At 74.6% G+C, this 26,421-nt stretch carries 22 protein-coding genes and 2 pseudogenes; 16 read left to right on the top strand and 8 right to left on the bottom strand.

The genetic code is table 11. The features are described from left to right. Positions 1-89 precede the first annotated feature (89 nt). The gene (locus ACSNOA_RS16720; RefSeq protein WP_436659395.1) at positions 90-1,199 is read left to right on the top strand and encodes a magnesium and cobalt transport protein CorA; all 1,110 of its coding nucleotides are present in this window, start codon (positions 90-92) and stop codon (positions 1,197-1,199) included. Between the two features lie 25 nt (positions 1,200-1,224). Here ACSNOA_RS16720 and ACSNOA_RS16715 read toward each other — a convergent pair whose 3' ends face one another. Beyond that, complete coding sequence (locus tag ACSNOA_RS16715) at positions 1,225-1,938, bottom strand: MBL fold metallo-hydrolase (RefSeq protein ID WP_436659393.1); 714 nt, start codon at positions 1,936-1,938, stop codon at positions 1,225-1,227. A 90-nt stretch (positions 1,939-2,028) separates the two neighbouring features. Between ACSNOA_RS16715 and ACSNOA_RS16710 the strand changes: the two genes are divergently transcribed. After that, positions 2,029-2,796 carry an SGNH/GDSL hydrolase family protein gene (locus ACSNOA_RS16710; protein WP_436662325.1) on the top strand — a complete coding sequence of 256 codons (768 nt, stop codon included), beginning with the start codon at positions 2,029-2,031 and terminating at the stop codon, positions 2,794-2,796. 29 nt (positions 2,797-2,825) lie between these two features. Here the strand turns inward: ACSNOA_RS16710 and ACSNOA_RS16705 are convergent, their stop codons facing one another. Continuing rightward, positions 2,826-3,359: a hypothetical protein gene (locus ACSNOA_RS16705; RefSeq protein ID WP_436659391.1), complete on the bottom strand. Its 534-nt coding sequence runs from the start codon at positions 3,357-3,359 to the stop codon at positions 2,826-2,828. Positions 3,360-3,562: 203 nt separating this feature from the next. Between ACSNOA_RS16705 and ACSNOA_RS16700 the strand changes: the two genes are divergently transcribed. The 4 genes from ACSNOA_RS16700 to ACSNOA_RS16685 all read left to right on the top strand — a co-directional run bounded on the left by ACSNOA_RS16700 (position 3,563) and on the right by ACSNOA_RS16685 (position 6,804). Then, complete coding sequence (locus tag ACSNOA_RS16700; protein ID WP_436659389.1) at positions 3,563-4,918, top strand: BTAD domain-containing putative transcriptional regulator; 1,356 nt, start codon at positions 3,563-3,565, stop codon at positions 4,916-4,918. 98 nt (positions 4,919-5,016) lie between these two features. Then, positions 5,017-5,436, top strand: a complete 420-nt coding sequence (locus ACSNOA_RS16695; protein WP_436659387.1) for a YchJ family protein — start codon at positions 5,017-5,019, stop codon at positions 5,434-5,436. A 208-nt stretch (positions 5,437-5,644) separates the two neighbouring features. After that, positions 5,645-6,418 carry a hypothetical protein gene (locus ACSNOA_RS16690; protein ID WP_436659385.1) on the top strand — a complete coding sequence of 258 codons (774 nt, stop codon included), beginning with the start codon at positions 5,645-5,647 and terminating at the stop codon, positions 6,416-6,418. Beyond that, a complete protein-coding gene (locus tag ACSNOA_RS16685; protein WP_436659384.1) occupies positions 6,415-6,804 on the top strand; it encodes a VOC family protein in 390 nt (129 codons plus the stop codon). The genes ACSNOA_RS16690 and ACSNOA_RS16685 overlap by 4 nt, the downstream gene beginning before the upstream one ends. A 156-nt stretch (positions 6,805-6,960) precedes the next feature. On the opposite strand, the gene ACSNOA_RS16680 is transcribed toward ACSNOA_RS16685, so the two are convergent. The 3 genes and pseudogenes from ACSNOA_RS16680 to ACSNOA_RS16670 form a co-directional block, all read right to left on the bottom strand. Next, positions 6,961-8,238: an MFS transporter gene (locus tag ACSNOA_RS16680; RefSeq protein ID WP_436659382.1), complete on the bottom strand. Its 1,278-nt coding sequence runs from the start codon at positions 8,236-8,238 to the stop codon at positions 6,961-6,963. Between the two features lie 643 nt (positions 8,239-8,881). Beyond that, positions 8,882-9,530: pseudogene (locus tag ACSNOA_RS16675) on the bottom strand (mechanosensitive ion channel family protein); the annotation flags it as partial. Between the two features lie 125 nt (positions 9,531-9,655). Beyond that, positions 9,656-10,521: pseudogene (locus ACSNOA_RS16670) on the bottom strand (SPFH domain-containing protein). A 173-nt stretch (positions 10,522-10,694) separates the two neighbouring features. On the opposite strand from ACSNOA_RS16670, the gene ACSNOA_RS16665 reads away from it, so the two are divergent. From ACSNOA_RS16665 to ACSNOA_RS16620, 10 genes are all read left to right on the top strand, one after another. Next, the gene (locus ACSNOA_RS16665) at positions 10,695-11,387 is read left to right on the top strand and encodes an RraA family protein (protein WP_436659380.1); all 693 of its coding nucleotides are present in this window, start codon (positions 10,695-10,697) and stop codon (positions 11,385-11,387) included. Positions 11,388-11,514: 127 nt separating this feature from the next. After that, positions 11,515-12,648: a peptidoglycan recognition protein family protein gene (locus tag ACSNOA_RS16660; protein WP_436659379.1), complete on the top strand. Its 1,134-nt coding sequence runs from the start codon at positions 11,515-11,517 to the stop codon at positions 12,646-12,648. Between the two features lie 152 nt (positions 12,649-12,800). Continuing rightward, positions 12,801-13,214 carry a VOC family protein gene (locus ACSNOA_RS16655; protein WP_436659377.1) on the top strand — a complete coding sequence of 138 codons (414 nt, stop codon included), beginning with the start codon at positions 12,801-12,803 and terminating at the stop codon, positions 13,212-13,214. Between the two features lie 72 nt (positions 13,215-13,286). After that, positions 13,287-14,861 carry an FMN-binding glutamate synthase family protein gene (locus ACSNOA_RS16650; protein WP_436659376.1) on the top strand — a complete coding sequence of 525 codons (1,575 nt, stop codon included), beginning with the start codon at positions 13,287-13,289 and terminating at the stop codon, positions 14,859-14,861. 60 nt (positions 14,862-14,921) lie between these two features. Continuing rightward, positions 14,922-15,449: a GNAT family N-acetyltransferase gene (locus ACSNOA_RS16645; RefSeq protein ID WP_436659374.1), complete on the top strand. Its 528-nt coding sequence runs from the start codon at positions 14,922-14,924 to the stop codon at positions 15,447-15,449. Positions 15,450-15,488: 39 nt separating this feature from the next. Beyond that, on the top strand, positions 15,489-15,845 hold the full coding sequence (locus ACSNOA_RS16640) for a hypothetical protein (protein WP_436659372.1): 357 nt from the start codon (positions 15,489-15,491) through the stop codon (positions 15,843-15,845). A gap of 64 nt (positions 15,846-15,909) precedes the next feature. Next, positions 15,910-17,097, top strand: coding sequence for a DNA polymerase IV (gene dinB / locus ACSNOA_RS16635; RefSeq protein WP_436659371.1), 1,188 nt, complete (start codon positions 15,910-15,912; stop codon positions 17,095-17,097). Between the two features lie 183 nt (positions 17,098-17,280). After that, positions 17,281-19,137 carry a GH39 family glycosyl hydrolase gene (locus ACSNOA_RS16630; RefSeq protein WP_436659369.1) on the top strand — a complete coding sequence of 619 codons (1,857 nt, stop codon included), beginning with the start codon at positions 17,281-17,283 and terminating at the stop codon, positions 19,135-19,137. A 3-nt stretch (positions 19,138-19,140) separates the two neighbouring features. Further along, the gene (locus ACSNOA_RS16625; RefSeq protein ID WP_436659367.1) at positions 19,141-20,949 is read left to right on the top strand and encodes a GH39 family glycosyl hydrolase; all 1,809 of its coding nucleotides are present in this window, start codon (positions 19,141-19,143) and stop codon (positions 20,947-20,949) included. Further along, positions 20,946-22,475, top strand: a complete 1,530-nt coding sequence (locus tag ACSNOA_RS16620) for an alpha-amylase family glycosyl hydrolase (RefSeq protein WP_436659365.1) — start codon at positions 20,946-20,948, stop codon at positions 22,473-22,475. The genes ACSNOA_RS16625 and ACSNOA_RS16620 overlap by 4 nt, the downstream gene beginning before the upstream one ends. A gap of 47 nt (positions 22,476-22,522) precedes the next feature. On the opposite strand, the gene ACSNOA_RS16615 is transcribed toward ACSNOA_RS16620, so the two are convergent. From ACSNOA_RS16615 to ACSNOA_RS16605, 3 genes are read right to left on the bottom strand one after another with little or no spacing between them, the layout of a single operon-like run. Next, positions 22,523-24,415 (bottom strand): ABC transporter ATP-binding protein, encoded by a 1,893-nt coding sequence (locus ACSNOA_RS16615; protein WP_436659363.1) that lies wholly within the window; start codon positions 24,413-24,415, stop codon positions 22,523-22,525. A 1-nt stretch (position 24,416) separates the two neighbouring features. Beyond that, entirely contained in the window at positions 24,417-25,346 is a 930-nt protein-coding gene (locus ACSNOA_RS16610; RefSeq protein WP_436659361.1) for an ABC transporter permease, read from the bottom strand. Between the two features lie 31 nt (positions 25,347-25,377). Next, the gene (locus ACSNOA_RS16605; protein ID WP_436659359.1) at positions 25,378-26,382 is read right to left on the bottom strand and encodes an ABC transporter permease; all 1,005 of its coding nucleotides are present in this window, start codon (positions 26,380-26,382) and stop codon (positions 25,378-25,380) included. Positions 26,383-26,421 lie beyond the last annotated feature (39 nt).

Raw genomic sequence — 26,421 nt, 5'->3', positions numbered from 1 at the left:
GCACCCCACCCTCCGCCGCGAGCCGGGCGCGCCCCCACCATCGCGATCCGCGTACGGTAGGCCGGCAGTCGGCGACGCGGAGGTGAGCGGTGGATCAGCGGCCGGTACGGACCCGTCCCGGTCTGGGGCTGCACGCCCTCCTCGACCGGCTGCTCGGTCGCGACCCCGACGCGGAGGCCCCTGTCCGGCCCCAGTCCAACCCGGACGCCGTCGTCGACTGCGCGGTCTACGTGCGGGGCCGGCGCGAGCCCGGCCGCCCGCACTACGCCGACGCGTACGCCCGCAGCCGGCGCGGCCGGGACGCGTTCGTCTGGCTCGGGCTGCACGAGCCGGGGCCGGCCGTCATGGCCGCCGTGGGCCGGGTCTTCGGCCTCGACGAGCTCACCGTCGAGCAGGCGCTCGTCGACGGGCACCGCCCGACGGTGCAGCGGCACGGCGACGTGACCCTGCTGGTGCTGCGCACGGCGGGGTACGTGGAGCACGACGAGCTGACCGAGGACTCCGAGGTCATCGACACCGGCGACGTCATGATGTTCCTCGGCGACCGCTTCGTGATCACCGTCCGGCACGGCGCGGCGGGGGCGCTGACCCCGGTGCGCGCCGACATCGAACGGCGCCCGGCGCTGCTCGCCGAGGGCCCCTGGGCGGTGGCGTACACGGTCTGCGCCCGGATGGTGGACCTCTACCTGGAGGTCGCCGGCCACGTCGAGCGGGACCTCGAACGGGTGGAGGAGAGCGTCTTCGCGCGCGAGCGCGGCGCGGACATCCAGCAGCTCTACCAGCTCAAGCGCGAGGTGGTGGAGTTCAAGCGGGCGGTGTTGCCGCTGCAGACCCCGCTGCGGACGCTCCTCGACCAGCACCCCGCCAACCCACCGCGCACGCTGCACCGCTGGTTCGCCGACGTGGACACCCGGCTGGCGCGGGCCGTGGACCGGGTCGCCGCGTACGACGACCTGCTCACCTCGATCGTGCAGTCCCGCCTGGCTCAGCTCGCCGTCGAGCAGAACAACGACATGCGCAAGATCGCCGCCTGGGCGGCCATCGCCGCGGCCCAGACCGGCATCGCGGGCATCTACGGCATGAACTTCACCCACATGCCGGAGCTGGGCTGGCGCTACGGCTACTGGGGGGCGCTCGCCCTCATGGCGCTGGCCGCCGCCGCGCTCTACCGGCTCTTCCGCCGCTCCGGCTGGCTCTGAGAGGCACTTGCGACGGCGGGGTCGCTCAGGGGTGGTGGCGACGCAGGAAGGCGCGGACCTGGTCCCGGGCGTTGTCGGCGATCTCGGGGCCGTGCGTGAAGGCCGCCAGGTCGTACTCCAGCTCCCCGAGGACGTGCGCGGTCTCCTGCGTCATCCGGAAGTCGGTGCACAGGAGCTTCACCGGCCACCGGATGCCGGCCACGTTGAACAGCGCGTCACCGGTGATCAGCACCCGGGTGGGTTGGTGCAGCAGGGAGACGTGCCCCGGGGAGTGGCCGGGCGTGTGCACCACGCGCAGGCCGCCCGCGACCGGCAGCAGGTCGCCGTCGGCGAGCGGCTCGGCCACCTCGACGGCGGGAAAGCGGCCGCCGGAGAGCCGGCTGAACAGTCGGCCCCCGGACACCGTGGGATCCCGGAGCGGCGACTGGCCGGCCCGCGCGTACTCGACGTCGGCGGCGTGGGCGACGACGGGCGCGCCGGTGTGGCGGGCCACCTCCGCCGCGCCGCCGGCGTGGTCCGGGTGGGCGTGGGTGAGGACGATCCGGACGACGTCCGCCGGGGTCTTGCCGATCGCGGCCAGCCCGCGCACGATCCGTGCCGGCGCCCGCTTCAGGCCGCAGTCGACCAGCGTGACGCTGCCGTCGTCGTCGACGAGGGCGTACGAGTTGACCATCGCCCGTCCGGCGGTCGGGATGCGCCAGACGCCGGGGGCGAGCGGAACCGCGGGGGTACGCGCCATGCCGGCGAGCGTACGGGACATCGGCAACGGTGCCCGGCCCCGCACACCCCCGCGACGCGGTCGGACGCACGCCGCTAGCCTCGCGAGGTGATGTGGAAGCGGTACGTGGCGATCGGCGACAGCACCACCGAGGGGCTCGACGACCCGGACGGCGCCGGCGGCTACCGGGGCTGGGCCGACCGGTTCGCCCTCGCGGTGGCCCGGGCCCAGGGCGGGTTGGAGTACGCGAACCTGGCGATCCGGGGCCGGACGACGGGCCGGATCCGCGCCGAGCAACTGCCGGTCGCCCTCGACCTCGCTCCCGACCTGGCCACCGTGGTGGCCGGGATGAACGACGTGCTGCGGCCGTCGTTCGACGTGGACGTGGTCGCGGCGGACGTCGCCGCCATGCAGCGGGCGCTCGTCGCGCAGGGCGCCACCGTGCTCACCTTCACCCTTCCCGACCCGGTGCCGGTGATGCCGATCGCCCGCCCGCTGCGCGGCCGGGTGCTGGCCCTCAACGCGGCGCTGCGCCGGGTCACCGCGCAGACCGGGGCCACGCTGCTGGACCTCGGCGCCCACCCCGTGGCGTCCGACCCGAGGCTGTGGAGCGACGACCGGCTCCACGCCAACACCGCGGGCCACGAACGGATCGCGGCGGCGCTGTCGTTCACGGTGGGATTGCCGGGGGCCGACGACTCGTGGTCCCGGCCGCTGGCCGCCGCTCCGCGTCGCCGCCGGCCCGAGGTGATCCGTGCCGAGCTGGCGTGGACCCGCCGGCACCTGCTGCCCTGGCTGGCGCGGCACCTGGGCGGTCGTTCCTCAGGGGACGACCGGGTGGCCAAGCGGCCCGTGCCGCTGCCGGTCGACCTGGACTGAGCCCCGGCCGACCGGCAGCGGTCCCCCGCTCAGTCCAGGTCGGTGCAGACGTTGTGCGTGGTGCCGTGCACCATCGTGACGGTCTTCTCGAGCGTGGGCGCGAACTCGACGACGTAGACGCCGTCGATGATCCAGATCCCCCGCGGCAGGGTGCCGCCGTTCTCCCGGAAGCCGAACAGCACCGGCCCGGTGACGTACCAGGTCATCGAGCCGTCCGTGCCGTACTCGACGAGCGAGGTGCCGCTCGCGTCGACCTCGGTGGTGGCGCCGGTCTCCAGGTTCGTCACCTCGCTGATCAACGCACCCGTGTAGAGCTCCCGACGCGGTGAGCCGTCGGGGTACTCGTCCAGCACGAGCTTGCGCACCTCGTCCACCACCGGTTCGACCCGGACGGCGAAGTCGCACCGCGCCCCCGCCGGCTGCTCGAACGGCTCCTGCGGGGCGGGAACCCAACCGCCGTGCCCGGTGCCGCGATCGACCGTTCCGGCGGACGCGGCGCCGGGCACGGCCACGGCGAGCACTGCCGCCGCGAGCACCGCTCCGAGGCTCCTTCTCCAACGCATGGTGACTCCATCACTTGTTCGGTCGGTAGGACCGCACCAGGATTCCCCGCACGTCTCACCGCCGGCTCACCGCGCGGTACGGCCGACGCCTGTCGGAACGGCCTCCGGCGGCCGGCCCGGGCGACCTTCTCACCACCGGCTCACCGCCGTCCGTCCTCGATCCCTTTGACAACCGTCCACGGGTGTCGGAGCGTCACACCCCTATGGAATTCCGACTGCTCGGACCGTTCGAGGCGTATCAGGACGGCCACCGGGTCGACCTCGGTTGCCGCCGGCAGGAGCGGTGCATCCTCGCCGTCCTCCTGCTCGACACCGGTCACCTGGTCCCCACCGACCGCCTCATCGACCTGCTCTGGGACGGCCGCCCACCCGCGTCGGCGCGCCGGGCCGTGCACACCTACATCGGCCGGCTCCGGGCGTCGCTCGAGCCGTACGGGGTGCGGATCCGCACGGGCGGCGACGGCTACCTGGTGGAACCGGGCGCCCACCGGGTCGACGTCGACGAGTTCCGCGCGCTCGCGCACCGGGCGAGCGGCGCCACCGACCCGGCGGAGCGACTGCGCCTGCTCGACCGGGCGTTGGCTCTGTGGCGGGGGCCGCTGCTCGCCGGAACGGCCGACGGGGTGCTGCGGGAACGCCTGCACGGCCCGCTCGAGGAACTCCGGCTCACCGGGCTCGAACTGCGGGCCGAGGCGCAACTGGCTCTCGGCCGGCACGCCCGCGCCATCAGCGAGCTGACCCCGCTCGTGGCGCTGCACCCGACGCGGGAGCAGCTCGCCGCGACTCTCATGACCGCCCTGTACCGGGGCGGGCGGCAGGCCGACGCGCTGGGGCTCTACCGGACGATCCGGCAGACGCTGGTGGAGGAGCTCGGGATCGAGCCCGGCCTGCGCCTGCGTGAGGTGCACCGACGGATCCTCCGCGACGACCACCGGCTCGACCGGCCCGGCCGCCCGGTGTACGAGGTGCGGGTCCGCGACGAGGACCTGCCGTGGAGCGTCGGCGGGCATCCGGCGCTGGAGTTCTGCAACACGTTCGCCGGATGGGGGCACGAGCCACCGCTGCCCGGCTCCGAGTGGCTCCGCGCGTACCGCACCCTTGCCGTCTGGACGGGGCACGTGGGGCTGACCGACGACGCCGCGGTGAACCGCCTGATCGAGCTCGCCCGGCGCGACCCCGAGGCGGCCGCGGCGGAACTCGACGCGGCGCGGGCCCTGCGCACCCACCTGTACGCCTGCCTCACCGACCCGGACGACCGGCCGGCGTTCGACGCCGTGGCCCGGTACGCGGAGGCCGCCGCGCGGACGCTGACGTTCCGGCGCGAGGCCGACGGTCGCGGCCGGTGGTGGCCCGACCTGTCGGCCGGTCTGCGGCTGCCGGTGCACGCGGCCGCCTGGAGCGCCGCCGAGCTGTTGGCGGACCCGCGCCGGTTCACCATCCGCGTGTGCCCGGACCCGCGATGCGGCTGGCTGTTCGCCGACGAGAGCGGCATGCGGCGGTGGTGCAGTCTCGCCACCTGCGGCCGACCCGCCGTCGACGCGCCCTGTCAGGTCGCCTGACCGACTCCGGACGCCCGGCCGGCGGCCACGAGCGGTCCGTGACCCGTCGGTCAGCGCCCGATCGGCGGCCGGCCGCGGGCGTGCGCAAGGATGGGACCGTGGCGAAGCGTGGCGGCCGGCGGAGAACGGCGGGTGAGCGGCAGCCGGCCTGCCCCTGCGGGTCCGGCCGCCCGTACGGCGACTGTTGCGGCCCGCTGCACCGCGGCGAGATCGACGCGGCCACCGCCGAGGCGTTGATGCGCTCCCGGTTCAGCGCCTTCGCCATGGGGGACGTCGGGTACCTGCTGCGGACCTGGCACGAGAGCACCCGCCCGGCCCGGCTCGACCTCGACCCGGGGCGGCGGTGGATCCGGCTGGAGATCGACGACACGGCCGGAGGCGGGCTCCTCGACAACGCCGGGACCGTCGCGTTCCGTGCCCACCACCGGGACGCCGGCGGCGCCGGCACGCTCGCCGAGCGGAGCCGGTTCGTCCGCGTCGACGGTCGCTGGGTCTACCTCGACGGCGAGCACGACTGACCCCGTGTCGGACCCCACCGGCCGGCCGCCGGGGGTTATGCTGACACCGGCGCCGTTCCGCGCCTCACCTCCCTCCCGGCGCTCACGCCGCCGGCCCGCGGAGGCAAAGGGGGCCCGAGCCCTCGGGACGCGGCACCACATGCCCCATTCCGGCGGGGTCGACGGGAGCGTGAGTCCCTGCGATCGCGCCGTCGTCAGGGAGCATGTGATGACCAGTCAGAAATCGTTCAAGGCCCGGGTACGCGCCCGCATGGACAAGACCGGCGAGAGCTACACCACCGCCCGTCGGCAGTTGCTCGCCCGGGTTCCCGCCACGAGCGACCCAATCACGGGCAAGCCGCCGACCGCGGCCGCTCCGCCACCGCCCGCCGACGCGGGAACGCCCACTCCGGAGACGCACACCCCGGAGACGCCCACCGCGGACCAGACCGATCGGATCGCCGACGCGCTGCTGCGCGAGCGCACCGGCCGCGGCTGGCAGGAGTGGTTCCGCCTGCTCGACGCGGAGGACGCGACCCGACGCACCCACACCGAGATCGCCCGGTGGCTCGTCACCGCCCACGAGGTGCCGGGCTGGTGGGCGCAGACGGTGACGGTGGGGTATGAGCAGGCCCGCGGGCTGCGCCGGCCCGGCCAGCGACGCGACGGCGGCTACAGCGTGACCGGCAGCCGGACGGTGGCCGTGCCGGTGGAGCGGCTCTTCGCGGCCTTCGCCGACGAGACGCTGCGCGCCCGCTGGCTGCCCGACGTTGCCGTGCGGCTGCGGACGGCGACCCCGCCACGGTCCTTCCGTGCGGACTGGGCCGGCGGCCCGACACGGATCGTGGTCGGATTCGAGGCGATTGGCGAGACCCGGTCGCGGGTCGCCCTGCAACACGAGAAGCTGACCGGTGCGGGGCAGGCGGCGGAGCTGAAGGCGTACTGGCGGGACCGGCTGGCCGCGCTCAAGCAGCTCCTCGAGGCGGACGGAGACCAGCGGTGACCATCACGACCTTCATCAACCTGCCGGTACGCGACCTGAGCACGGCCGCCGAGTTCTTCCGGTCGATCGGCTTCACGGGCGAACACCCGTCGGCGGACGCCACCGGCCTCCAGCTGAGCCTCAACGACACCACCCAGCTCATGCTGCACATCGCGTCGGCCTTCGCGGAGTTCACCGGGGTGGCGGTCACCGACACGTCCACCAGCCGAGAGGTGATCGTGGGGCTGGTCGTCGACAGCCGGGAGCGGGTCGACGACCTGGTCGACCGGGCGGTCGCGGCCGGCGGGGAGGCGCTCGGCCCGGGCCAGGACACCGGCCCGCTCTACATGCGCGGCTTCCGCGACCTCGACGGCCACCAGTGGTCGTTCCTGCACCTGACCGGCTGACCGGCGGGACGGGCGGCGCGGGTCAGCCGAAGCTGACCCGCGCCAGCCGGAACTCCCACAGCTCCCGGTCGCCGAGCACCTGCACGGCGCCCGCGGCGGGCAGCAGCAACGCGTGCGACCGTGGCCCGAGAAGCTCCCGTCGCTCGGGCTTGACCGCTAGCCAGCACCCCCGACACCGGCGCCCGTCCGAGGCGCGTCCGATGCCACGCGGCCGGGGGACGCGCGACCCCGGATCCGGCCGCCCGCCAGGAGCAGCGCCGCCACGACGAGGTACGGCGCGGCGGCCACCGCGAACGCGACCGCGTTGCCGGCCGCGGTGGCGAGCAGGCCGTAGCCGGCGTACACCGCGATGATCGTGACGTCGGTGGCCATGCCCGCCAGGGACGTGACGGTGGCCCGGCTCGGGCCGGTGATCCGGGCCTGCAACCGGGCGTCGGCCAGCACCGTGGCGAGTTGCCAGGCCCCGAACGCGACGGCGATCAGCACGAAGCCGGCGGGGTGGCGGGTCAGCGCGCCGGCCGCGAGGGTGACCGCGCCGAGGCCCAGCAGGGTCGCGTACCCGCGTGTCGTCAGCCGCTCCCCCAGCGGGGCGAGCAGCCCGCCCACGGTCACCCCGACCCAGACGGGCAGGAGCAGCAGCGGCACGCTCCGGGCGTCGGCGACGGTGTCCCGGGCCAGCAGCGGGGTGTACTCGTCGAGGGCGCCCCACACCGCGGCCACCACCGCGACCAGGCCGACGGCGGCGCGTACCGGGGCCACGGTGCGGGCCTCGGCGAGCCCGAGGCGCAGGCTCGCCGCCCAGCCCACGCCGTCGTCGCCCGGCGGTCCGTCCGCGGCGGCGCCCCTCCCCGCCCGGCGGTCCGGCGGGAAGAGCAGCGCGACGGCGGCGGCGAGCAGGCAGGCGAGGACGCTCGCCGCGCCGACGGCGAGATAGCCGCCGGCCGCCAGCACCGGCCCGGCCAGCACGATGGAGGTGAGCGCACCGACGACGCCGGCGGTCTTCGCGCGCCCGGTCACCCGGGCGTACCGGCCGGCCGCGCCCCGGCTGTCGAGTTCGGTGAAGACCAGCGCCTCCAGCGCGCCGGAGCCGAGTGCGGCGCCCGCGCCCCAGAGCACGAAGCCGACGGCGAACGCCGGGTACGACGGCAGCAGCACCCACACGGCGAAGCCGGCCGCGGTGACCAGCGGCGCCAGGCAGAGAAGCAGCCGCCGGGAGACGGCGTCGGCCCAGGCGCCCGAGGGCACCTCGAGGAGGATGGCGCTGGCCGACCAGAGGACGAAGAGCGAGGAGATCTGCCCGACCGACAGGCCGGTGTCGGCGAACAGCAGCGTGTAGACCGGGTAGAGCAGGACGAGGTCGCCGAGGAACGCGTACGCGTAGAGGGTCGCCGCCAGGCGGCGGGTGCCGCGGCCGGGCGCGAGTGCGGTGGTCACCGAGGTGGGGCCTTCCCGTGAGGACGATCCGGACGCCGAAGGTGCGGCGGCCGGGGCGGCCCACGGGAGGATCTTTCAGCGGTGCGTCAACATCGCCACGTCATGTCGCCGATGCTAGCTGGCGGACGGGCGGTCGTCGGCCCCAAACGCGCGGCGGGCCGGGAACGCGCACGCTCCGGCCCGCCAGCGCTCGTGACGGGTCAGCGCCCCGACCGTGGGTCGAACGGCGGGATGACCACGGTGGCCTCGCTGTCGTCCGCCGCACGCGGGCCGGGCACGGCGGTACCGGCGCCCGGGGTGCCCTCTCGGGACACCACCTGCGTCGTGTCCTCGTCGGCGGGCCGGCTCGTCACCTGCGTCGTGTCGTCACCGTCGGGCCGGGACACCACCTGCGTGGTGTCCGTGTCGGCGGGCCGGGTCACCACCTGCGTCGTGTCGAGGTCGGCCGTGCGGGGGACCGTCTGCGTCGCGTCCGGAACGGCCAGCGGGGTGACCACCTGCGTCTGCTCCGGGTCGGTCGCCCCTGTCACCTGGGTGGTGTCGGCGTCGTCGCCGGACGGTCGGGACGACGCGGTGGCCTCCTCCCGCTCCTGCCGCTCCGCCCGGTAGGCACGGGCGGAGGTGGCGATGACCGTCGACTCCTGCTCGGCGCGGGACAGCCAGGACTCCCACCGGTTCTGCATCGGACGGACGAGCCCGCCGCCCACGCCGACCACGAGGATCCCACCGGCGGTGGCCAGCACGGCGATCAGCACGGGGGTGGTGACGGTGGTCGCCACGCCGATCTGGTTGAGCGCCGCGATGACGCCCAGGCCGAGGAGGAAGACGTACGCGATGGTCGCCAGCAGCCGGCCGTACGAGAGGCCGCCCAGCGCGCCGCCGATGATGTCCTTGACGGCGCTGGCGATCGCCGCCGCGACGACCACGATGACGATCGCGACGAACGCCCGCGGCAGCCAGCCGATCACGGCGGCGAGCAGGTCGGAGATCGGGTTCGGTCCCCAGATGCCGAAGGCGAGCTGGAGGGTGACCAGCAGCAGCCCGTAGTAGACGAGCTTGGCGACGATGTCGCTGGCGTCGTACCGCGAGCGGCTCAGGGCGCGGCGGACGCCGCCGCGTTCGACGGCGCGGTCGAAACCGACCCGTTCCAGCACCCTGTCCGCGATCTTCCGCGCGGCCTTGGCGATCAGCCATCCGGCCACCAGGATCGCGAGGAAGGCGACGGCCTTCGGCACGAAGAGCATCACCGAGCGGAGGGCGTCGCCCACCGCGTCGCCGACGTTGTTCCGCATACAGGTCCTCCACAGCGGGATGGGTCGCAGATGTCCGTGCCGACCTACCCGACCTGTACCGGACTTCAAACGCCGAACGGGACGCCGCCTGAGGTTTTCACGGCGCGGGCGTCTGCCCCCGGCCGTCACCCTCGGCGGCGCCCGCCACGTTCCCGGTGACCGGGCCCAGGTCCGGTGGCTGGGCGGCGGGCTGGAGGTTCGGCTCGGCGGTGGCCGGCCCGCCCGGCGACCGGGCGATCTGGTCGAAGAAGCGCAACAGCTCGACGGGGAACGGCATCACGAGGGTGCTGTTCTTCTCGGCGGCCACGTCCACGACCGTCTGCAACAGTCGCAGCTGATAGGCGCCGGGCGTGGCGGCCATCGCCCGGGACGCGTCGGCGAGGCGGCGGGACGCCTGGAACTCGCCGTCGGCGGCGATGACCCGCGCCCGCCGCTCCCGCTCGGCCTCGGCCTGGCGGGACATCGAGCGCTTCATACCCTCCGGCAGGGAGACGTCCTTGACCTCGACCCGCTCGATGAGCAGGCCCCACGGCTTCTCGGTCGGCGCGTCGATGACCGACTTCAACTCGGCGTTGATCCGGTCCCGGTCGCCGAGCAGCGTGTCCAGATCGGCCTTGCCGATCACCGAGCGCAGCGCGGTCTGCGCCACCTGGAGCACGGCCGAGGGGTAGTCCCGCACGTTGACCAGCGCCTTCACCGGGTCCACGACCCGGTAGTAGACGACCGCGTCGACGGTGAGCGTGACGTTGTCCCGGGTGATGGCGCCCTGCGCCGGCACCCCGATGACGGTGGTCTGCATGCTGACGCGGACCATGCGGTCCGCGATGGGCACGATCAGGTGCAGGCCGGGCTGCCGGACGCCCTCGAGCACCCGCCCGAACCGGAAGACGATGCCGCGCTGGTACTGCTGCACCATGCGAAGGCTCAGCGCGAGCGCGATCACCAGGATCACGACCACGATGACGATGGCGACCACCACGGCGCCTCCCATGGCACCCCCGATCCGTACGACGGCCGTGTTGCGCGACGGCGCATACCCGCTGCTGCGCCGGACAGTCCTGCCGGCGACGACGGGGCGCGCGGGCCGCGGACCCTGGATTGGATCTCGTTCCGGCGGCCGTCGGTCTCCCTACGATGGCGTCCCGCCGGCCCCTGGAGGACGTCATGCTGGAGCGTTTCGCCGACCTGACCACGCCGCTGATCGCGGACGCGTGCGTACGCCTGGGGCTGCCGCCGCGCGCGGCGCCGCCCGGAATCCGGCCGGTGACGCCGGGCTCGCGGCTCGCGGGGCGGGTGCTGCCGGCGCGGCACTACGGGAGCGTCGACGTGTTCCTGGAGGCGTTCGGGCAGGCGGCGCCGGGCGACGTGCTGGTGGTCGACAACGGCGGCCGGACGGACGAGGCGTGCGTCGGTGACCTCGCGGTGCTGGAGGCCGCCGCGTCGGGCGTGGCCGGCCTCGTGGTGTGGGGGCTGCACCGGGACACCGCCGAGCTGGCGGAGATCGGTGTGCCGGTGTTCAGCTACGGCAGCTACCCGCCGGGGCCGGTACGCGTCGACGAGCGCGAACGGGAGGCCCTCGTCAGCGCCCGCGTGGGCGTTCACGAGGTGACCCGGGACGACCTGGTGTTCGGCGACGACGACGGGGTGCTCTTCGTGGCCGCGGACACCGCGGGCGAGGTGCTCGCGACCGCGGCCGGGATCCGGGAGGTCGAGCGCGCGCAGGCCGTGCGGATCCGGGCGGGCGACACGCTGCGCCGGCAGACGGCCTTCGACGACTACCTGGCCCGGCGCGCCGCCGACCCCGCGTACACGTTCCGCCGGCACCTGCGCCGGATCGGCGGGGCCATCGAGGAGTGACCACAGCGGCGGCCGGTTTGACACCGATCGACCTCTAGCGCGCAGAGGAGCATGGCAATATCCTCCACATCACGCGCGGCCTCTGGAGCTACTTTTCACACCCCCGCCCGGCCGCAGAGGAGCTGTCATGCACGTCGACCATTCCGAACTGGACCGTCGCACCCTGCTGCGGGCCGGCCTCGGCGCCGCCACCGTCGCGGTCGTCGGGAGCGAACTCGCCTTCCCGGCCGCCGCCCAGGCGGCCCCCGGCGCGGACCTGGACTGGATCATCAGCTGTGACGAGTGGGGGGCGCGCCCGCCGGCGGACCCTCTGTCGATCAGCGCGATCGCGACCAACAAGATCATCGTGCACCACATGGCGTTCCCCAACGTCACCGACTACTCCGAGGCGCAGGCCGTCAAGCTGGCTCGCGACTGCCAGAACCTGCACATGGACGGCAACGGCTGGTCGGACACCGGGCAGCACTTCACGGTGAGCCGGGGCGGCTACGTGCTGGAGGGCCGCCGGGGCAGCCTGGAGCGCCTCCAGGCGGGCGACCGGCAGATGATCTCGGCGCACTGCCCGGGCGAGAACGGGCGCGCAATCGGGATCGAGAACGAGGGCACGTACGTCACCGAGACGCCGCCGCAGGCGCTGCTCGACTCGCTCGTCAAGCTCTGCGTGACCGTCTGCCAGCAGTACGGGCTGCACGCGCACGACATCTTCGGCCACTGGGACTTCCGCAACACGCAGTGCCCCGGCGCGGCGTTCTACCGGCAGTTCCCCGCGCTGCGCCGCCGCGTGTTCGAGGCGCTGGACACCGACCTCGCCGACGTGCCGGCCCGCCGCTGGCCCGACCTGTGGCGTTTCGTCAGCTCCCCCGCCGTGCAGGTGGCGCAGTACCTGCTCGCGTACCGCGGCTACACCGTCCCCGTCAACAGCGTCTTCGACGCGGCCACCGTGGCCGCCGTGCAGGACTGGCAGTACCGCAACGGCATCCCGGTGGACGTCGACGCCACGCTCACCCCGCAGACGTGGGAGACCCTCGCCCCCGAGCTGGACAAGGACGCGACCGGGCTGCCGGTCAGCGCCGTGCAGTTCATCCTCAACATCAAGGGCTACACCGACGTCACCGTCACCGGCGAGTACGACCACGCGACCCGGCAGGCCGTCCAGGACCTCCAGGGTCTGCACGGCCTGCCCCGCAACGGCAAGGTGAGCACCAGCACCTGGTGCGCGATCGTCGGCGGCGTGGTGAAGCAGTCCTTCAAGCGCCACTGAACCACCGCGGGTGCGCGGGGGACGGCCGACCCGGCCGCTCCCCCGCGCGCCGTCGTCGCCACGCACACCAGCAGCGGAAACACCCTCGCGCCTCGTTGTCCCGCGCTCCCGGGTCTGTCACGATGACGCAGGTCACGACCAAGGAGGGTGCTGTGGCTTCGCGACTCAACCCGTATCTCAACTTCCCCGGCGACGCCCGGGACGCCATGGAGTTCTACCAGCGGGTCTTCGGCGGCTCGCTGCGGATGAACACGTTCGGCGAGTTCGGCAGCCAGGATCCGGCGACCGCCGACCAGATCATGCACGCCATGCTGGAGACCGACCGCGGCTTCACGCTCATGGCGTCCGACCTCCCGCCCGGCATGGAACACCAACCGGGCACGAGCGTCAGCATCAGCCTCAGCGGCGACGACGCCGACGAGCTGCGCGGCTACTGGGAGCAGCTCAGCGAGGGCGGCATCGTCACGATGCCGCTGGAGAAGCAGATGTGGGGCGACGAGTTCGGCATGTGCACGGACCGCTTCGGCGTCCAGTGGATGGTGGACATCACCCCGCCCCAGGGCTGATCCCCGCGCTCGGGCGCCGCGACGGCGGGCCGGGCGGTTTGCCGCACGGTGATCGCGGAAAGAGTGCGGGACATGACGTGGGCACGGCGAGTCGTACCCGCCGCGGCGGCCGCCGTCGCGGCCCTCGCGGCGCGGGACCTGTTCCAGCGCGATCACGCGCTGCTGCGCAACTTCCCGGTCCTCGGCCGGGCCCGGTACCTGCTGGAGGGCATCGGCCCGGAGCTGCGCCAGTACATCGTGGCCGGCAACAACGAGGAGCGGCCGTTCACCCGGGACCAGCGCCGCTGGGTGTACGCGTCGGCGAAGCAGGAGAACAACTACTTCGGCTTCGGCACGGACAACGACATCGAGTACACCCCCGGCTACCCAATCATCAAGCACCGCACGTTCGGCCGGGCGGTGCCGCCGTCGGCCCCGGGCGCCGGGCACGACGTGCGGTTGCCGTGCGCCAAGGTGCTCGGCGCCGCGCGCGGCCGGGCCGGCGCCTTCCGCCCCGAATCGGTCGTGAACATCTCGGGGATGAGCTTCGGGTCGCTCTCCCGCAACGCCGTCGAGGCGTTGAACCGCGGCGCGGCACTGGCCGGCTGTCTCCAGAACACCGGTGAGGGCGGGCTGTCGCCGTACCACCGCAACGGCGGTGACCTGGTGTTCCAGATCGGCACCGCGTACTTCGGCTGCCGGGACGAGCGGGGGCGGTTCAGCCTGGAGCGGCTCAAGGACCTGGTCGCCGGCGCGCCCGTCCGGGCGCTGGAGATCAAGCTCAGCCAGGGCGCCAAGCCCAGTCTCGGTGGCCTGCTTCCGGCGGCCAAGGTGTCCGCGGAGATCGCGGCGACCCGCGGCATCCCCGCGGGGCGGGACTGCGTGAGCCCGTCCCGGCACGCCGAGTTCTCCGACTGCGACAGCCTCCTCGACTGGGTGGAGCTGCTCGCCGCCGAGACCGGCCTGCCGGTAGGCATCAAGTCGGCCGTCGGCGACCTCGGGTTCTGGCGGGACCTGACCGACCTCATGCGTGACACCGGCCGCGGCGTCGACTTCGTGACCGTCGACGGCGGCGAGGGCGGCACGGGCGCGGCGCCGCTGATCTTCACCGACTCCGTCTCGCTCCCCTTCCAGCAGGGCTTTCCCCGGGTCTACAAGCTCTTCGCCGAGCGGGGGCTGCACGAGCGGGTGGTCTTCGTGGGCGGCGGCAAGCTCGGCCTCCCCGACAACGCCGTGGTGGCGTTCGCGCTCGGCTGCGACATGGTGAACGTCGGCCGGGAGGCGATGCTCGCCATCGGCTGCATCCAGGCGCAGAAGTGTCACACCGACACCTGCCCCACCGGGGTCGCCACGCAGAACCCGTGGCTGGCCCGGGGTCTCGACCCCGCGCGCAAGTCGGTGCGGGCCGCCAACTACCTCCGGACGCTGCGCCGCGACCTCATGAAGGTGGCCGAGGCCTGCGGGGTCGAGCACCCCGGCCTGATCGACACCGACGCGGTCGAGTTCCTGGACGGCCGCACCGGCTCCACGCCGCTGCACGAGGTGTACGGCTACCGCCCCGGGTGGGGGCTCCCGTCGGCCGAGGACCGGGCGGAGATCATCCGTCTGATGGCCGGCGAGGCCCCGCAGGGCGGGAGTGCGCCACCGTCGTCCACTGCGGTGGGCTGAACCGCCGGGCCACGGATAAATCGGGGGCAGCCCGGCATCCGCTGTCCCTATCGTCGGCCGATGTTGATCAGACGCGAGACCCCCGCCGACGTCGACGCCGTCCGCGCGGTGCACACCGCCGCCTTCGCGGCGTCGGACGCGCCGGACACCGTTCCCGTCGAGGCCACCCTCGTGGACGCGCTGCGGACGGACGACGCGTGGCTGCCCGCGCTGTCGCTGGTGGCCACCGATCCGGACGGCGAGGTGGTGGGGCACGTCGTGTGCACGCGCGGGTGGGTGGCCGGCCGGCCCGTCGCCCTCGGGCTCGGGCCCCTCGGCGTACGGCCGGACCGGCAGCGCGCCGGGGTCGGCTCGGCGCTGATGCACGCGGTGCTCGGCGCGGCGGACGCCCGCGACGAGCCGCTCGTCGTGCTGCTCGGCCACCCCGACTACTATCCGCGCTTCGGGTTCCGGCCCGCCGTGGACCACGGCGTCACCCCGCCCGTGACCGAGTGGGGGCCGCGGTACTTCATGGCCCGCCCGCTCACCGCCTGGGATCCGTCGATCCGGGGCGAATTCGCGTACGCGGAACCGTTCCGCCGTCTCTGACCTTTCCGACCGTGACCGGACTGTTGCATTCTGGTTGCCATGGGAGAGGTGCTGCCGATGCCCAGCCTCGGTGACCTGTTCGCCGACACGCGGGGCGAGGACCGGACGATGCGGGTGAGCTACCACCCGGAACGGGAGGCGGTCGTGCTCTCCCTGTGGAGCGGCGGTGTGTGCCGCGGCTCCTTCCGGATGCCCACGGGCGACGTGCCGCGCCTGCTGGCCCTGCTGAGCAATGTCGTCGCGGGCGGCGCGCCGCCGGCCCTCGCCCCGCCCGACCGGACGGACCCACGGACCGCCGTGCTGGACCGGGCCGCGGCGCCCCGGCCGGCCGCCGGCGACGACGGCGCCGCCCACCGCGACGCGCTGCCCGTCGTCCCGGCGCCGCGGGTCGCCTGACTCCCGGGGCACACGTTCCGGCAGGTCACTGCCGCGATCACGGCGGCCGTGCGAACATATGTTCGTGTCGACCGGGGCCACCATCCTGCACGCCGACCTCGACGCGTTCTACGCCTCTGTCGAGCAACGGGACGACCCGCGGCTGCGCGGCCGGCCGGTGATCGTCGGCGGCGGCGTCGTGCTGGCCGCCAGTTACGAGGCGAAGGCGCGCGGCGTCCGCAGCGCCATGGGCGGCCGCCTGGCACGCCGGCTCTGCCCGGACGCCGTCGTCGTGCCGCCCCGGATGTCGGCGTACACGGCGGCGAGCCGGGCGGTGTTCGAGATCTTCCGACGTACGACGCCGCTCGTGGAGGGCCTCTCGGTCGACGAGGCGTTCCTCGACGTGGGCGGCCTGCGCCGGCTGTCCGGGCCGCCGGCCGCCATCGCGGCCCGGTTGCGCCGCGAGGTCCGCGACGGCGTCGGCCTGCCCATCACGGTGGGCGTGGCCCGCACGAAATTCCTCGCGAAGGTCGCCAGCGGGGTGGCCAAGCCGGACGGCCTGCTCGTCGTCCCGCCGGCCGGGGAGCTGGCGTTCCTGCACCCGCTGCCGGTCGAACGGCTGTGGGGCGTCGGGCCGGTGACGGCCGCGAAGCTGCGGGAGCGGCGGATCCGCACCGTCGGCGAGGTGGCCCGCCTCGGCGAGGCCGCCCTCGTGTCGCTGCTCGGCGCGGGCGCCGGCCGTCACCTGCACGCCCTGGCGCACAACCGCGACCCGCGTCCCGTGCAGCTCGGTCGCCGGCGCGGCTCGATGGGGGCGCAGCACGCGCTGGGGCGCGGGCCCCACGCGCCCGCCGACCTCGACGCGATCCTCGCCGGCCTGGTCGACCGGGTGGCGCGGCGGTTGCGGGCGGCCGGCCGCAGCGGCCGCACGGTCGTGCTGCGGCTACGCTTCGCCGACTACACCCGGGCCACCCGGTCGCACACCCTCGGCAAGGCGACCGACGACACCCGAGTCGTGCGCGACGCCGTCCGGGCCCTACTGCGGGCGGCGCTGCCCGAGATCGGCCGTCGGGGCGTGACGCTGGTCGGCGTCGCGGTCGCCAACCTGGACGACGCCCCGGTGCAGCCGCCGCTGCCGTTCGCGCGCGACCCCGGCGCCGATCTCGATGCCGCCGTCGACGCCGTGCGGGACCGGTTCGGAGCCGGGGCGCTCACCCGGGCGGTGCTGCTCGGTCGGGACGCCGGCCCGGAGATGCCGCGCCTGCCGGACTGACCCGACCGCACCGTCCGGAAGGGATCGCGCGCCAGGGGGATGGCGGCGTTTCGGCGGACGCCGGCGCGGGTGACCGAAGCCGATCAGGGCGGCGGAAAAAGTGCCGGACGCGGGGGCGCGATCGCCGCAGAAACCGGTTACAGTGCTCGGACCGAACCATGCGACACACCAGGAGGTGCCTCCGTGACGAGCACCAGCGACCACCCGCCGGCCGACGCCCGATCCGACTGGGAGTCGCGGATCTCGCTGCGCAGCGACGAGGAGGGCACGACGGACGGCACACCCGTCCTCGCTCCGCCGGACGGCGTGACGGCGGTGGCGGGCATCGGCCACGTCCGCCTCTCCTGGGCGCCGGTGCCGGGTGCGGTCGGCTACCTGGTGCACCGCGCACCGGTCCGCGACGGCGCCGTCGAGGGTGAGCTGACGCCGGTCGACCACCTCGGCGGGGACGTCCTCTCCGTGCCCGACACCTGGTACGTCGACACCACGGGCGAGCCGGGCCAGCCGTACGCGTACGCCGTGGCCGCCGTTCCCGAGGTCACCGTCACCGGGCCGCTCGGCACGCTGGTGACCTGCGCGTCGCTGCCCACGCCGGGGACCGTCCCCACCGTCGACCTGGTCGTCGACGCGGCCGCGGCGGGCACGCCCCTGGCCCGGCCCTGGCAGCCCATGATCGGCAGCGAGCGGCTCTCGCAGCTGCTCTGCACCGACCTCTCGGGCGGCCGCGAGATCGGCGTGGAACTGCTCGCCGCGCTGCGCCGCGTGCGGGACGAGATCGGCGTCGAAACCGTCCGCGCGCACTCGATCCTGCACGACGACCTGGGCGTCTACCGCGAGGTCGACGGCGCGCCGGTGATCGACTTCAGCGGCGTCGACCGCGTCTACGACCTGCTGCTCTCCACCGGGCTGCGGCCGGTCGTCGAGATCGGTTTCATGCCCCGCGACCTGGCGAGCGACCCCGAACGGACGGTCTTCCAGTACCGCGGCGTCATCTCCCCGCCCAAGGACTGGGACCGCTGGGCCGACCTGGTCCGCGCCCTGGTCGCGCACCTGCTCGACCGGTACGGCGAGGAGGTGCTGACCTGGGACTTCGAGGTGTGGAACGAGGCCAACCTGGAGGTGTTCTGGTCGGGCACCCGCGACGAGTGGATGCGGCTCTACGACGTGACGGCACGCGCGGTCAAGGACGTCGACGCGCGCATCCCCGTGGGCGGGCCGTCGTCGGCCGCCGCCGGCTGGGTGGACGCCCTGCTCGCACACGCCCGCCGCTCCGGCGCGCCAATCGACTTCGTCTCCACCCACACCTACGGCAGCCCGCCGTTGGACCTGCGCCCCACCCTCGCCCGGTTCGGGTTCGGCGACGCCCGGATCCTGTGGACCGAGTGGGGTGTGACCCCCACCCACTTCCACCCCGTCAACGACGGCACGTCCGCCGCCACGTTCCTGCTCACCGGCATGCGCTCGGCGGCCGGCCGGGTCGACGCGCTCTCGTACTGGGTGGCGAGCGACCACTTCGAGGAGCTGGGCCGGCCGCCGCGGCTGCTGCACGGCGGCTTCGGCCTTCTCACCGTGGGCGGGATCGCCAAGCCCCGCTACCACGCGCTGCGCCTGCTCAGCCAGCTCGGCGAGACCGAGCTGCCGGTGCGCGCGACCGGCGACGGCGCCGACGGGCTGGTGCAGACGTGGGCCAGCCGGCGGGCGGACGGCGGCCTCGCCATCCTCGTGTGGGCCGCCACCCTCGACCAGTCCAAGCGCGACGGCGACCCCGCGCTGGCCCGGCGGATCCGCCTCGCCGTCGACGGCGCGGCCGGTCGGACCGTGACGCTGACCCGTCTCGACCGGGAGCACGGCGACATCACCACCCTCGCCGAGCGCCTCGGCGTCGGCGACTGGCCGGTGGGCGAGCAGTGGGACGCGCTGCGCGCGGTCGACGCGCTGGTGGCGGAGAAGGCCGAGACCGTCGCCGAGGGCGACGCCGCCGTCGTGGAGGTGCACCTGCCGCAGCCGGGCGCGGTCCTCGTCGAGGTCGCCGGGAGCTGAGCGGTGACCACCACCGGGCCCAGGGCGGCCGCCGACGGCCACGGGCGCACGCCAACGGCCAGCGGGATCCGGGTACGGGCCGGGCGCGGCCAGGTCGACGTCGACTGGGACCCGGTGCCCGGCGCCGCCGGCTACCTCGTGCACCGGGCCGACGGCGACGGCCCGTACCGGGTCGTCGACCACCGCGGCGGTGACCTCCTCGCGGTGCCCGGCCCCCCGTACGCCGACACCACCGTCGAGCCCGGACGGACGGTGCGTTACGCCGTGCGCCCGGTGCACGATCCGGACCGGCCCGACGGCGACCCGCTCGGGCCGGCGTCGGCGCCCGTCGCGGCGCGCGCCGACGGCGACGCCTTCGTCGAGGTCGACGTGGACGCGGCGAGCCCGGCGGGGCCGCTGCACCGACCGTGGCGGGACATGGTGGGCTCCGAGCACCTGAGCCTGCTGCTCAGCCCCGACCGGGTGGGCGGCGAGCCGATGGGCGCCGGCCTCGCCGCCGCGCTGGGCCGGGTGCACCGCGAGCTGGGCGTCCGGCGGGTCCGCGCGCACGGCATCCTCGGCGACGACCTCGGCGTCTACCGGGAGGTCGACGGCCGCCCCGTGCACGACTTCACCGGCGTCGACGCGGTGCTCGACGCGCTCGCCCCCACCGGCCTTCGGCCGGTGCTGGAACTGTCGTTCATGCCCCGGGCGCTGGCCCGGGACCCGTCCCGGGTGGTCACGGCGGCCGGCGTGTCCAGCCCACCGAAGGACTGGGACCGGTGGGCGGCGCTCGTCGGCGACCTCGTCCGGCACCTGCGCGCCCGCGTGGGCGACGCCGAGCTGCGCCAGTGGGCCGTCGAGGTGTGGAACGAGCCGGACCTGGACTGCTTCTGGACCGGCAGCCGCGAGGACTACCTGCGGATGTACGACGTGACCGCCCGCGCGGTCCGCGCGGCGTGTCCCGGGCTGCCGGTGGGTGGCCCGGCGACGGCCGCCACGAAGTGGATCGAGCCCTTCCTCGACCACGTCGACGCCTCCGGCGCGCCGCTGGACTTCCTCTCCACCCACGTCTACGGCAGCCCGCCACTGGACCTGCGCGCGGCGCTGTCCCGGCACGGGCGGGACGGCACCCCGCTGCTGTGGACGGAGTGGGGTCCCTCCCCCACCCACTTCGCGCCGGTCAACGACTCGGTGCTCTCGGCCGCGTTCGTGGCCACCGGGATGCGGGAGGCCGCGGACCGTGTGGACGCGCTCGCCTGCTGGGTGGCGAGCGACCACTTCGAAGAGCTGGGCCGGCCGCCCGCGCTGCTGCACGGGGGCTTCGGCCTGCTGTCGGTCGGCGCGCTCGGCAAGCCCCGGTTCTGGGCGCTGTGGATGCTGGAGCGGCTCGGGCCGGTGCAGCTGCCCGTCCGGCTGGCCGGTGACGGCGCCGGCACCCTCGTACGCGCCTGGCCCTCGCTCGACCCGGAGACCGGGCGGGTGGCGGTGGTGCTGTGGAACGGCACCCTCGACCAGGGAGTCCTCGACCGGCCCGCGCAGCGCCGCCGGCTGGGCCGCGCCGTGCGACTGCGGCTGGGCGGGCTGGGCTCCGGGCCGTACGAGGTGCGGCACCGACGGCTGGACGACGAGACGTCCAACCTGGCCGCCACGGCGCGGCGGCTCGGCGTGGACGGCTGGCCCACCGACGAGCAGTGGGCCGGGCTGCGCGCCGCCGACACGCTCGCCGACGCGGCCCCGCGCGCGACCGTCACCCCGGACGACGGCCGGCTCAGCCTGCCGATCGCCCTGCCCCTGCCCGCGTTGTCCCTCGTGGAGTTGACCCCCCGATGACCGCACCCTGGTGGCGCGAGGCCGTCACCTACGAGGTGTACGTGCGCTCCTTCGCCGACGCCGACGGCGACGGGCTCGGCGACCTGCCGGGCCTGCGCGCGCGCCTGCCGTACCTGGCCGCGCTCGGCGTGGACGCGGTCTGGGTGACGCCGTTCTATCCCAGCCCCGACCACGACGCCGGCTACGACGTCACCGACCACCGCGCGGTCGACCCGCGACTCGGCACCCTCGCCGACGTGGACGGCCTGGTCGCCGACGCGCACCGGCTCGGCCTTCGGGTGGTGGTCGACCTGGTGCTCAACCACGTGTCGTCCGCGCACCCGTGGTTCGCGGCCGCGCGCGCCGCCGGTCCCGGCTCGCCGGAGCGCGCCCGGTTCCACGTCCGGCCCGGCCGCGGACCCGACCGCGGGCAGCCGCCCAGCAACTGGCCGTCGATCTTCGGCGGGCCCGCGTGGACGCCCTTCGGCGACGGCGAGTGGTACCTGCACCTGTTCGACGCCGAGCAGCCGGACCTGCGACACGAGCATCCGGAGGTGGCCGCCGACACGCTGGCGACCCTGCGGTTCTGGCTGGACCGCGGCGTGGACGGGGTGCGCTTCGACGCCGCCGGCTCGCTGTCGAAGGACCCCGGCTACCCGGACCTGCCGGACGGCTGGCGGCCCGGCGACGCGGCGCCGTTCAGCGACCGGGAGGACGTGCACGAGATCTACCGGCGCTGGGCGCGGGTGCTGGCGGCGTACCCGGGCGACCGGCTCGGGGTGGCCGAGACCTGGGGCGGGCCCGAGGTGCTCGCGCCGTACGTGCGGCCCGACGAGCTGGGCCAGGCGTTCGCCATGGACCCGCTCTACTGGCCGCTGCGGGCGGACCCGTGGCGCGACGGCGTCGAGGCGCTGCTCGCCGCCACGGGGCGGCACGGGCGGCTGCCGGCCTGGGTGCACGGCAGCCACGACGTGCGGCGGGCCGCCGACCGGTGGGGACCGGACGGGGCGCGGGCGGTGCTGCTCACCATGCTCGCCCTGCCGGGCGCGGTCTACCTGTACGCCGGGGACGAGCTGGGCCTGCCGGAGGTGGCGCTCGCCGACGACGCGATCCGGGATCCGGTGTTCCGCCGCTCCGGCGGGGCCGACCGGGGTCGCGACGGCGCCCGGGTGCCGCTGCCGTGGACCGGCGGCCCCGCGCCGTACGGCTTCGGGCCGGCGGGGTCGGACCCGTGGCTGCCCCAGCCCGAGGGGTGGGGCGGGCGGTCGGTGGCGCGGCAGCGGCACGACCGGGGCTCCCCGCTGGCGCTGACCCGCGTGGCGCTGGCCCTGCGCGGCACCTGGTGGCGGGGCCGTCCGGCGGAGCTGACCTGGCGGGACGCGCCCGCCGAGTGCCTGGCGTTCCAGCGTGGACGCGGCGGCCCGACGTGCCTCGTGAACCTGGGCGACGCGCCGGTCGACTGGCGTCCGTACGGGGAGCGGCTGGTGCTCGCCAGCTCCCCGGCCGACGACAAGCTGCCCGCCCGCGCGACCGCCTGGCTGGCCTGACCGCTCCGGAGCCGGCCCGGGGCGCCGTCCCCCGGGCCGGCCCCGCGTCAGCTCGACGGTGTGGCCTCGCGGCCGCCGGCCGTCGCGAACGGGTTGGGGATCGAGTCGAGCAGCAGCCTCGTGTAGTCGTCGCGGGCCGCCCCGATCACCTCCCGGGTCGGGCCGCGCTCCACGAGCGTGCCCTGGTGGAGCACCAGCACCTCGTCGGCGAGCAGCCGCGCGCTGAGCAGGTCGTGGGTGATGTAGAGCATCGCGAGCCGGCGGTCGCGGACCAGGTCACCGAGCAACTCCAGGATCTCGGCGCGGATCGACACGTCGAGCATGGAGATCGGCTCGTCGGCGATCAGCACCTGCGGGTCGGGCGCGAGCGCCCGCGCCGTCACCACCCGCTGCCGCTGCCCGCCGGAGAGCTGGTGCGGCAGCTTGTCGAGGAACTGCCCGGCGGGGGCCAGCCCGACGCTCTCCAGCAGCACTGCGGCGCGCTCGCGGGCCGCCGCGCCACGCAGGCCGGCGAAGTTGGCCAGCGGGCGGGACAGGGCGTACGCGACGGTGCGGGTCGGGTTCAGCGCGCTGAACGGGTCCTGGAAGACCATCTGCACGTGCCGCCGGTAGTCGCGCAGGGCGCGCCCGCGCAGCCGGTCCACCCGGATCTCGCCGCCGTCGCCTCCGGTGAACCGGACCTCGCCGGCGCTCGGGCGCTCCACACCGGTGACGATCCTGGCGAGGGTGGACTTGCCGCTGCCGCTCTGCCCGACGAGGGCCGTGACCGCGCCGGGGCGCAGCGCCAGGGACACGTCGCGGACGGCGTCGACGGTGCTGCGGCGCCGGCCGCGCCGGGTCGTGTAGCGCTTGCTCACGCCCTCGACGCGGAGCACCGGCTCGGTGGCGTCGGCCGGCGCCGTGCGCGGGCCCGACGTGCCGGCCGCCGGGAAGTGGCTGGCGAGGCTGGCGGTCGCGTCGGCGCCGCCGAGGGTCACGGCCGGCAGCCGGTCCTCCTGGGCGACCAGGCAGCGGACGAGGCCGTGCCGGTCCGGGAGCAGATCGGGGTGCGTGGCCCGGCAGGCGTCCTCGGCGTGCGGGCAGCGGGGTGTGAAGAGGCAGCCGGCGTGCGGCCGGGACAGGTCCGGCGGCCGGCCCGGGATGTAGCTGACCCGCACGTCGGGAAGCCGCGGGTCGGCGTACGAGCCGAGCAGCCCGCGGGTGTACGGATGCCGGGGCTCGCGCAGCATGTCGGCGGCGGGACGGTCCTCGACGATCTCACCGCCGTACATCACCATGACCCGGTCGGCCATCTCCAGCACGGTGCCCAGGTCGTGGCTGATGAACAGCACCGCGAAGCCGAGTTCCCGGCGCAGTTCGGCCAGCCGGGTGAGGATGGCGCGCTGCACCACGACGTCGAGCCCGGTGGTCGGCTCGTCGAGCAGCACCAGCTTGGGACGCAGCGCGAGCGCCAGCGCGAGTGCGACCCGCTGCTTCATGCCGCCGGAGAGCTCGTGCGGGTACGCCCGCAGCACCCGGCGGTCGAGGGCGACCAGGTCGAGCAGGTCGCCGGCCCGCTGGGTCACGTCGCCGGGCACCCGGTGCGCGGCGAAGGTGTCGGCGAACTGGGCCTCGACCCGGATCACCGGGTTGAGCGAGTTCATGCTGCTCTGGAAGACGGTGGCGAGGTCCACCCAGCGCAGCCGGCGCAGCTCCTCCTCACCGGCGGTGGTCAGGTCGACGCCGTCGAAGGTGACCCGGCCGCCGGTGATGTGCGCCGGCGGCGAGAGCAGCCGCAGGACGGCGTTGCCGAGCGTCGACTTCCCGCAGCCCGACTCGCCGAGCAGGCCGACGAACTCGCCCTCGGCGATCCGGAACGAGACGTCGTGCACGGCCCGGTTGGCCGGCAGGTCGCGCGGCGTGTACGTGACGGAGAGGTGGTCCACCTCGAGCAGAGCCATGTCAGTCCTCCCGCAGGTGGGGGTTGCTCAGCGCGTCGATGCCGAAGTTGATCAGCGTGAACGAGGTGATCAGCAGGGAGAGGGCCAGGCCGGGGGCGATCAGCCAGGCCCACTGCCCGGTGAGCATGGCGCCGCCGACGCTGGCCTGGTTGAGCATGGTGCCCCAGCTCACGGTGAGCGGGTCGCCGAGCCCGAGGAAGGCGAGGCCCGCCTCGCCGCCGATGGCGCCGAGCGCCGCGCCCATGAAGCCGACCACGATCAGCGAGGTCATGTTCGGCACGATCTCCCGGGCGATGATCCGGGCCGTGCCGTCCCCCGCGAAGCGGGCCGCCGTGATGTAGTCGCGGGTGCGCAGCGTGATGATCTGCGAGCGCTTGATGCGGGCGCCGTACGCCCACCCGGTCACGCTGATCACGATGACGATGAGCCACAGGCCGCGGACCGGCGCGTACGCCGCTAGGGTCACCATGAGCGGCAGCGCCGGCACGACGAGGCCGAGGTTGATGAGGAACGACAGCACCTCGTCGACCCAGCCGCCCAGGTAGCCGGCCGTGAGGCCGACGACCAGCGCGATCAACGTGGAGAGCACCCCGGCCGCGAGGCCGACCACGAGGGAGGTGCGGGCGCCCACGACCAGTTGGCTGAGGACGTCCTCGCCCTGGGCCGTGGTGCCCAGCCAGTGGCTGCCGGTGGGGCCGAGCGACGTGGGGAAGGCGTCGTCGCGCGGGTCGTAGGGCGTGATCAGCGGCGCGAAGACCGCGACCAGGACGAACGCGGCGAGCATCAGCAGCCCGGCGCGGCACTTGCGGTTGCGCCAGAGGATGACGAACCAGCCGGGCAGACGGGTGCCGCGGGCCACCGCGCTGGCGGCGGCCTGGACGCCCTCGGTGTCGGGGCGGGGCGCGGGTACGGCGGGGGCGGGGGTGCTCACGCGGCCCCACCCCGCTCGACGTGGACGGTTCTCATACCGACTCCACCTTTCGGACCCGGGGGTCGAGGAACCCGTAGAGCAGATCGGCCAGGAAGTTCGCCACCAGGACGCCGATCGTCGTGAACAGGAACAGGGCCTGCATGAGCGGGTAGTCGCGGCTGGACACCGACTCGAGCAGCAGCCGGCCCATGCCGGGGTAGTTGAAGACCGTCTCCACGAGCACCGTGCCGCCGAGAATGCTGCCGAGCGCGATGGCGAACCCGGTGACGTTGGGGAGGATCGCGATGCGGGCGCCGTAGGTGATGGCGACGCGACGCCGGGGCAGGCCGCGCGCGACGGCGAGCCGGGTGTGGTCCTCGCCGAGGCTCTGGACCATGTTGTTGCGCATGCCGATGATCCAGCCGATGGGCCCGGTGATGAGCAGCGCCACCGCGGGCAGCACGCTGTGCTGGAAGGCGTCGGAGACGAACAGCCAGTTCCAGCCGGGCGAGCTGCCGCCGCCGTAGCCGCCGCGCTCCGGAAACCAGCGCAGGGTGATCGCGAAGACGTAGACCAGCAGCAGGGCCAGCCAGAAGAACGGCAGCGTGCCGAGGAACGTGGAGCCGAGGGTGATGACGGAGTCGACGCGGCTGTTGCGGCGGTACGCGGCCCACGTGCCGAGCAGGGTGCCCACCACGAACGAGATGATCTGGGTGACGCCGACGAGGATGACCGTCCACGGCAGCGCCTGCCCGATCATGTGCGTGACGCTGTACGGGAAGTACGTGTACGAGATCCCGAAGTCGCCGTGCAGCACCGCGCCGAGGTACTGGACGTACTGGTCGAAGAGGTTGCCGTCGGGGGTGCCCAGCATGACCCGGATCGCCTGCACCTGGGCCGGGTCGATGCTCTCGCTCTGGCCGGCCAGCCGCGACACGATGGCCTCGGCCGGGTCGCCGGGCTGCAACCGGGGTATCAGGAAGTTGAGCGTGACGGCGGCCCAGAGGGTGGCCAGGAAGAACAGGAAACGTCTGGCGAAGTAGGCCACGGGAGCCATCCCTTCTCCTCCGAGGGGCCGGCCGGCGCCGCTCGCGCC

Origin of the sequence: Micromonospora sp. URMC 103 (assembly GCF_051386435.1) — a bacterium.
Lineage (GTDB): Bacteria > Actinomycetota > Actinomycetes > Mycobacteriales > Micromonosporaceae > Micromonospora.
The sequence above is the reverse complement of the archived record's forward strand: the minus strand, read 5'-3'. Positions and strand labels throughout refer to the sequence as shown.

Excerpts from the sequence above, each read along its gene's own strand:
- ACSNOA_RS16715 (WP_436659393.1), bottom strand. The coding sequence starts at position 1,938 with ATGGCGCGTACCCCCGCGGTTCCGCTCGCCCCCGGCGTCTGGCGCATC.
- ACSNOA_RS16710 (WP_436662325.1), top strand. The coding sequence starts at position 2,029 with ATGTGGAAGCGGTACGTGGCGATCGGCGACAGCACCACCGAGGGGCTC.
- ACSNOA_RS16705 (WP_436659391.1), bottom strand. The coding sequence starts at position 3,359 with ATGCGTTGGAGAAGGAGCCTCGGAGCGGTGCTCGCGGCGGCAGTGCTC.
- ACSNOA_RS16700 (WP_436659389.1), top strand. The coding sequence starts at position 3,563 with ATGGAATTCCGACTGCTCGGACCGTTCGAGGCGTATCAGGACGGCCAC.
- ACSNOA_RS16690 (WP_436659385.1), top strand. The coding sequence starts at position 5,645 with ATGACCAGTCAGAAATCGTTCAAGGCCCGGGTACGCGCCCGCATGGAC.
- ACSNOA_RS16665 (WP_436659380.1), top strand. The coding sequence starts at position 10,695 with ATGCTGGAGCGTTTCGCCGACCTGACCACGCCGCTGATCGCGGACGCG.
- ACSNOA_RS16660 (WP_436659379.1), top strand. The coding sequence starts at position 11,515 with ATGCACGTCGACCATTCCGAACTGGACCGTCGCACCCTGCTGCGGGCC.
- ACSNOA_RS16650 (WP_436659376.1), top strand. The coding sequence starts at position 13,287 with ATGACGTGGGCACGGCGAGTCGTACCCGCCGCGGCGGCCGCCGTCGCG.
- ACSNOA_RS16645 (WP_436659374.1), top strand. The coding sequence starts at position 14,922 with ATGTTGATCAGACGCGAGACCCCCGCCGACGTCGACGCCGTCCGCGCG.
- ACSNOA_RS16640 (WP_436659372.1), top strand. The coding sequence starts at position 15,489 with ATGGGAGAGGTGCTGCCGATGCCCAGCCTCGGTGACCTGTTCGCCGAC.
- ACSNOA_RS16620 (WP_436659365.1), top strand. The coding sequence starts at position 20,946 with ATGACCGCACCCTGGTGGCGCGAGGCCGTCACCTACGAGGTGTACGTG.
- ACSNOA_RS16615 (WP_436659363.1), bottom strand. The coding sequence starts at position 24,415 with ATGGCTCTGCTCGAGGTGGACCACCTCTCCGTCACGTACACGCCGCGC.
- ACSNOA_RS16605 (WP_436659359.1), bottom strand. The coding sequence starts at position 26,382 with ATGGCTCCCGTGGCCTACTTCGCCAGACGTTTCCTGTTCTTCCTGGCC.